This window comes from Pseudoalteromonas rubra (assembly GCF_005887115.1).
Lineage (GTDB): Bacteria > Pseudomonadota > Gammaproteobacteria > Enterobacterales > Alteromonadaceae > Pseudoalteromonas > Pseudoalteromonas rubra_F.
The window spans coordinates 1-229 of record NZ_PNCJ01000096.1; the positions used below are offsets into that span (position 1 = coordinate 1).

Below are 229 nucleotides of genomic sequence, written 5' to 3' on the forward strand. Positions count from 1 at the left end.
AAATAGCCAGTCCTAGTGACAAAAGATTTTGTTAAAGGAAGTTCGGTCTCGCTGGCTCGACTTTCACGCTAACAAAAAATTATTGAAGCGGTGCTTCAATAAGCAAATTTTTTGTCCCCTTCGTCTAGAGGCCTAGGACACCGCCCTTTCACGGCGGTAACAGGGGTTCGAATCCCCTAGGGGACGCCACTTACTTTTAGTAAGTACCAAACTCGTATGGTAAGAGTCT

1 tRNA gene is annotated in these 229 nt (G+C 45.4%); it reads left to right on the forward strand.

Annotated elements, in window-relative coordinates:
• Positions 1-113: 113 nt before the first annotated feature.
• A tRNA-Glu gene (locus CWB98_RS23330) sits at positions 114-189 on the forward strand.
• The last annotated feature ends 40 nt before the right edge of the window (positions 190-229 follow it).